Origin of the sequence: Psychrilyobacter piezotolerans (genome assembly GCF_003391055.1) — a bacterium.
GTDB classification, from domain to species: domain Bacteria; phylum Fusobacteriota; class Fusobacteriia; order Fusobacteriales; family Fusobacteriaceae; genus Psychrilyobacter; species Psychrilyobacter piezotolerans.
On sequence record NZ_QUAJ01000056.1, the window covers coordinates 1 to 5,824 of the forward strand.

Annotated in this window: 6 protein-coding genes and 1 riboswitch; of the genes, 1 reads left to right on the forward strand and 5 read right to left on the reverse strand. The window is 36.0% G+C overall.

The window, feature by feature from the left end:
• A partial coding sequence (locus tag DYH56_RS15410; RefSeq protein ID WP_500797408.1) for an EF-Tu C-terminal domain-related protein occupies nucleotides 1–140 on the forward strand: 140 nt, incomplete at its 5' end.
• Nucleotides 141–400: 260 nt separating this feature from the next.
• On the opposite strand, the gene metK is transcribed toward DYH56_RS15410, so the two are convergent.
• From metK to DYH56_RS15435, 5 genes are all read right to left on the reverse strand, one after another.
• The gene (metK, locus tag DYH56_RS15415; protein WP_114643752.1) at nucleotides 401–1,558 is read right to left on the reverse strand and encodes a methionine adenosyltransferase; all 1,158 of its coding nucleotides are present in this window, start codon (nucleotides 1,556–1,558) and stop codon (nucleotides 401–403) included.
• A gap of 80 nt (nucleotides 1,559–1,638) precedes the next feature.
• Entirely contained in the window at nucleotides 1,639–2,466 is an 828-nt protein-coding gene (locus DYH56_RS15420; RefSeq protein WP_114643753.1) for an energy-coupling factor transporter transmembrane component T family protein, read from the reverse strand.
• Entirely contained in the window at nucleotides 2,467–4,170 is a 1,704-nt protein-coding gene (locus DYH56_RS15425; RefSeq protein ID WP_199533057.1) for an ABC transporter ATP-binding protein, read from the reverse strand.
• A 21-nt stretch (nucleotides 4,171–4,191) separates the two neighbouring features.
• Entirely contained in the window at nucleotides 4,192–4,734 is a 543-nt protein-coding gene (locus DYH56_RS15430; protein WP_114643754.1) for an ECF-type riboflavin transporter substrate-binding protein, read from the reverse strand.
• Between the two features lie 70 nt (nucleotides 4,735–4,804).
• Nucleotides 4,805–4,906, reverse strand: a riboswitch (SAM riboswitch).
• Nucleotides 4,907–5,225: 319 nt separating this feature from the next.
• On the reverse strand, nucleotides 5,226–5,690 hold the full coding sequence (locus DYH56_RS15435; protein ID WP_114643755.1) for a hypothetical protein: 465 nt from the start codon (nucleotides 5,688–5,690) through the stop codon (nucleotides 5,226–5,228).
• Nucleotides 5,691–5,824: the final 134 nt, after the last annotated feature.

Consider the following 5,824-nt stretch of genomic DNA (forward strand, 5'->3'; position numbering starts at 1 on the left):
AAATGGTAATGCCTGGAGACAACATTGAAATGACAGTAGAATTAATCCATCCAATCGCAATGGAAGAAGGATTAAGATTCGCAATAAGAGAAGGTGGAAGAACAGTAGCATCAGGTGTAGTAGGAAAGATCACTAAGTAATTGAACTCTTCCTTCTGATGGTTTCTCAATTGACGAGTACGAAATTTTATTCTAAGTTAGAATAAAATTACGATGTCATAAGAGAAACCGAGGCAGGGAAAGAAAGTTATAGTGATAGACTATTATATAGATGTAAGAGTTCAACAACTTTTATATAGGAGGAGATGACCATTTGGTTATCTCCTCTTTTTTTTTGCTGCTCATGCAAGAGAGAAACTAAAAAAAGATGACCTCTATAGATTACAGAGATCATCTTTTTATTATCCTATGTTTAATGTCTTTTTTAATTCCTCTACCTTGTTTAATCTTTCCCAAGGAAGGTCGATATCAGTTCTACCGATATGTCCAAAGGCAGCTAAATCCTGATATTTAAACTGAGGTTCTCTAAGTTCAAGAGCTCCCTCTATTCCTCTAGGTGAAAGATCGAATATTTTCATTACAGCTTGAGCTAATGCAATCTCCTCCACTGTTCCAGTTCCAAAAGTATCCACCTTTATAGATGTAGGGTGATCTACTCCTATTGCATATGAAAGTTGTACTTCACACTTTGTAGCTAACTTAGCTCCTACAATAGTTTTTGCAACCCATCTGGCAGCATAAGCAGCTGATCTATCTACCTTTGAAGGGTCTTTTCCAGAGAACGCTCCCCCACCGTGACGGAAGAATCCACCGTATGTATCTACAATGATCTTTCTACCAGTAAGTCCTGCATCTCCGTGTGGCCCACCAATTACGAATCTACCAGTTGGGTTGATATGGAAATGGTTTACTTTTTCAACATCTAGATTATATTTCTCTAAAACAGGAGTGATAACTAATTTTATGATATCCTCTTTGATAGTTTCGTTTGAAACCTCAGGGTTATGCTGAACAGAAACAACTACAGTTTCCACATGATCAACATTTCCGTTTTGGTCGTAGGCTAATGTTACTTGAGATTTGGCATCTGGTCTAGCCCATGCTAATTCCCCGCTTCTAGTAATAGCAGTTAACTTTCTGATAATCTCTCTAGATAAAACAAGTGCTAAAGGCATAAGTTCAGGAGTTTCATCTACAGCTCCTCCGAACATGATTCCCTGGTCACCGGCTCCTCCTGTATCTACACCTTGAGCAATGTCAGGTGATTGAGAATGGATTGCATTTAATACACCACAGTCTGAGTCAAATCCCATTCCCTGCTTGTATCCGATCTCGTCGATCTTGTTTCTAACTATTCTTTGGATATCTACATAGGTAGTTGTAGTGATCTCTCCTCCAACTACTACTTGTCCTGTTGTACAGAAAGTCTCACAAGCTACCCTTGCTTTTGGATCTTCAGCTAAACAAGCATCTAATACTGCGTCTGAAATTTGGTCTGCGATCTTATCTGGATGTCCCGGTGATACACACTCAGATGTGAAATAAGTTTTGTTAGTCATTTTTTTTCCTCCTTGACTCTTCCTTAACAAGGAAAGAGTTATTTATTATTTATTTTTAATTATTAATTGTTTATAATTTTTTAAAATGGATACCAAAATCCACTGAGATAAAATTTATTTATTAAAATTCCTGCAACTGCTCCTATCATAAGGAGTGCAATGGCTAAGAAATCAAATTTACCATATTTTTTTCCGTTGTACCAAGATCTGGTTTTTTCAGATCCAAATCCACGCAGATTCATAGCGTTTGAGACTACCTCTACCCTGTTTAACGAGGATAAAACCAAGGGGATAAGGATGGTGTTATAGTTTTTAAACCTATTTATAAGGCTGTCTTCTCCCTTTCTAAAGGCTACTCCACGAGCTTCCTGAGCATGCATGATGTTTACAAACTCATCTCTGACATCCGGGATATACCTGAGGGCTATGTTGACTGCATAGGCTATCTTATACGAAACGCCTATCTTATTTAAACTACTTGCAAACCTGCTGGGATGGGTAGTAAAGATAAATATGATAGTTATAGGCAGTATAGATAGATATTTTAGAGACAGTGTTACAGCAAACCACAGTGTTTCATAGGTAAGGGGTCTTCCTAAAATATTAAATACAGGTGTATATTGACCTATAAGTTCCGAACCGTAGGCAGGAGTTATTGTGATCAAAAATGCAGAGTTAAAGAGGGTAAATATCAGTAAAAAGACTACCAATGGTTTGACCTCTTTAAATGTAATATTTGCCATTCGGATGAGGAAAGCTCCTCCTGCTATAAGAGCTAAAAACACTCTGATATCTATAAACATAAAGGCTACAGCTGTCCAAACTAATAACATTAAGAGTTTTATACTGCCGTCCAATGAATGGATAGGAGATTTTTTGTCGATATATAAAGTTCCTGTTGCAGCCACCTATACCATCTCCCTGTGATCATAATTTATAAAAGTTTCCAGCATCAATTTTTCATCTATATCAAGGACACCTGCTAATGTAGAAACAGATATTTTCTTTAGATTTGCCTGTTCTAAAATTTCTGCATGGGATAATACACTTGATACTGTATCATCGCGAATAATTTCCCCGTTGGATAAGACGATGGCACGGTTGCTGTATTCCAGGGCCAGATGCATATCGTGGGTGATAAAGATGATGCTTAAGCCGGTTTTACTTAAACTTTCTATAAACTGCATAAATTCTAAATAATGTTTATAATCCTGTCCGGCTGTAGGCTCATCTAAGATAAGAATACTAGGATCCAGAGCTAAGATGGTGGCGATACTTAATCTTTTTTTCTGGCCATAGCTGAGAGCTGTTATAGGCCAGTTTCTAAAGGCGTGCAGCCCGCAGATTTTTAGAGTATTTTCAGCTTTTTCTAAAATCTCATCTTTTTTGTATCCACGGAGTTTAAGTCCAAAACTTACCTCATCTAAAAGGGTTTCCTGGGTAATCATATGATTTGGATTCTGCATAACATAACCAATTTCCTGCCCTCTTTTTCTGATACTCCAGCTGTCAATATTTTCTCCCTTATAGGAGATAGTTCCCTTGGAATTTTTACAGATACCTGTGATGACCTTAGATAAGGTAGATTTACCTGCTCCATTATTTCCTAAAAGGGAAATTATCTCCCCTTTATACAGATCAAAATTTATATTTTTAATGATATTGTCTTTTTTATTATATGAAAAAGTAAGATCTTTTATTTCCAATATTTTTTCATCATATGATAAAACTTTAGGTTTTACATTCTCTATCCAGTTATCTATATTTTCTTTGACATTGGGGGAATTCAAACTGTATATATCTAAGACATCCAATTCTTTAAGATCAACACCGGCGTGTCTCAGAGTTTCAATATACAGAGGTTCACGGAGCCCAAAACGTCTCAATGACCCGTCTAAGATTAATTCTGCAGGGGTACCTGATGCTGCTATTATCCCGTTATCAATGATGATAATCTTATCAAATTTTTCAGCCAGAACATCCTCGATCCTATGTTCTATAACAACGATAGTTTTATTGGATTTTTCGTGAACCGATGAGATCAATTCCATAGCAGATCTTCCACTTGCAGGATCCAGGTTTGCCAGGGGTTCATCAAAGAGCAGGATAGGTGCTTCACTCATTATTATTCCCGCTAGGGAAGCCCTTTGTTTCAAACCTCCGCTCAGCTCCTGCGGGCTCTTGCAGATATGGTTTTCCATATTTACTTTTTTTAGTGCTGTTTTTACATTCTGTTTCATGATATCTACGGTAACGTTACTGTTCTCCTCCCTGAATGCTACATCCTCTCCTACACTGAGGCCTACAAACTGGCCATCCTGGTCCTGCAGGATGGTAGAAACATGGCTGCTGATGTCAAAGATACTGGCTTTATGAGGTTCTATATTGTTTATTTGCAGCTCACCAGTGATCTCTCCAGAATAAGAAAATGGAATCAATCCGTTGAGACAATGGCCCAAGGTAGATTTTCCCGATCCAGAGGGACCGGCAATGAGTACTTTTTCCCCACTCTGTATAGACAGGTTTATATTTTTTAATGTGGGAGTACCCAAACTCCTATATTGAAATGTAAAGTTCTTAAATTCAATAATATTTTTTGCTTCGTTTTCCATTTGTGTCTCCTTATTTATTTTCTATTGAGCCGTTAAATTTCTATGTTTCCCCTTTCTTTTCGCCAGCATAATTACAGCAGGTATTCCCAGCCCGGCTGTTACGACAAAGTTTGAAGCTGTGGCTATAAGGATTTGAATCCATACCTTATTGGCAGGCTCGCCGTAGAAGAATACATCTCCAATATAGGCTGCTAGACCTGCTAAGATCATTCCGATTACTGCGCATATGTATAGTTTAACTATATGTTTTTTATTTAAAATTCCGTGTTCAGGGTCAAAACTTTTATCCAATCTGATAAATCCCATGGAAAATCCGATCATAGCAGACAGCATAACCCAGCTCCACCATACTCCCCCATACATCATAGTGTCGTTTAGGGCATGACCGATAAATCCCACTAAAAATCCAACCAATGGTCCGAATAATGCACCAAATATAGTAAGCAGTGTAACGGCTATCCTAAGGGATGTATTTGGTCCGATAGGAAGTGATACAGCAGATAGCACACCGTAAAGGGCTGCTCCTATTCCAATGGCTACAACATGTTTTGTAGTTAATTTCATTTTATTCCTCCTAAAATTTCTCAAATAAAAAACCTCTTATCTTTACAATAAGAGGTTGAATGTTTTATTCCTCTTATCTTCACGATTTTAAATCGCTTGGATTTAGCACCTTCCCTAAATGGGGGTTGCCGGACGTCGTAGGGCCAATTCCCTCAGTCTCTCTTAATAAGATGTTGCATATTTAATTTTAATTTATTTTAACCAAATTATTATACTATATCAAAAGTAGTTTGGTCAACTATTTTAATTTATTAATTTTATATTTTAGGAAATTTAGACGTTATAATCACGGTGAAACGACTTTAGTCCCTTAAATCAACTCTTTCCTTGTTGTCGTTTTCTCTTTGAGGATAAAGAGAAAACTATTGTAAGTATTTTAAGCTAAGATGAATAAAATGAGAAAAAGAGTAGATTCTGCCAGGAGGGTTGGGGGGAGGCTAAAAAAAAGACCTAGATTTTTAAGTCTAGATCTTAGGAGTTTCTATTTATTTTTAGTCTGTTATTGTGAAAGTTGCTGGTTTAATTCTCAAAGAGATACTCTTTTTACTATATTCTTTTAGTTCGTTAAATTGTTTATTGATTTTTCTTAACTCTGATACTAAGTCTTTACATAAATTATTATGTTCATCTTCAAATTGCATCTTAATTTTTCCTAAAAATCCATAGGTTCCTTTTATGTCATTATATTTTACTAAATTAGACAACTTTAATTTAATTTTATCTTTTAATGTTTCTAGGGAAGCCTCTAAAACAATAATTTTATTCTTTAGTATCTTATCGTTACTATCAATATTTAATGATGATTGCATTTTATTTATAGCTTGTCTCATAGCCACTGTTAAATAAGGTTGATCGTGGGATAAAGCAAGATCATCTTCTAACTCAACATCATCAAAGAATCTAATTATATCCCTATAAAAAGACATGATATCATCACCTTTAAAAAACTCTTTCATAAGCACCCCTTGTATAATGAAATAGAGCTATAAAAGCACTATTTCTAGTTTATTTAATTTTTTAGTATATAATTAACATAGACGCTGTGGATTAGTGTGACCTCCTATAGCTTCGACTATTTCTTTTAGGCTCT

Coding starts and splice junctions, on each gene's coding strand:
- metK (WP_114643752.1), bottom strand. CDS start 1,558: ATGACTAACAAAACTTATTTCACATCTGAGTGTGTATCACCGGGACAT.
- DYH56_RS15425 (WP_199533057.1), bottom strand. CDS start 4,170: ATGGAAAACGAAGCAAAAAATATTATTGAATTTAAGAACTTTACATTT.
- DYH56_RS15430 (WP_114643754.1), bottom strand. CDS start 4,734: ATGAAATTAACTACAAAACATGTTGTAGCCATTGGAATAGGAGCAGCC.
- DYH56_RS15435 (WP_114643755.1), bottom strand. CDS start 5,690: ATGAAAGAGTTTTTTAAAGGTGATGATATCATGTCTTTTTATAGGGAT.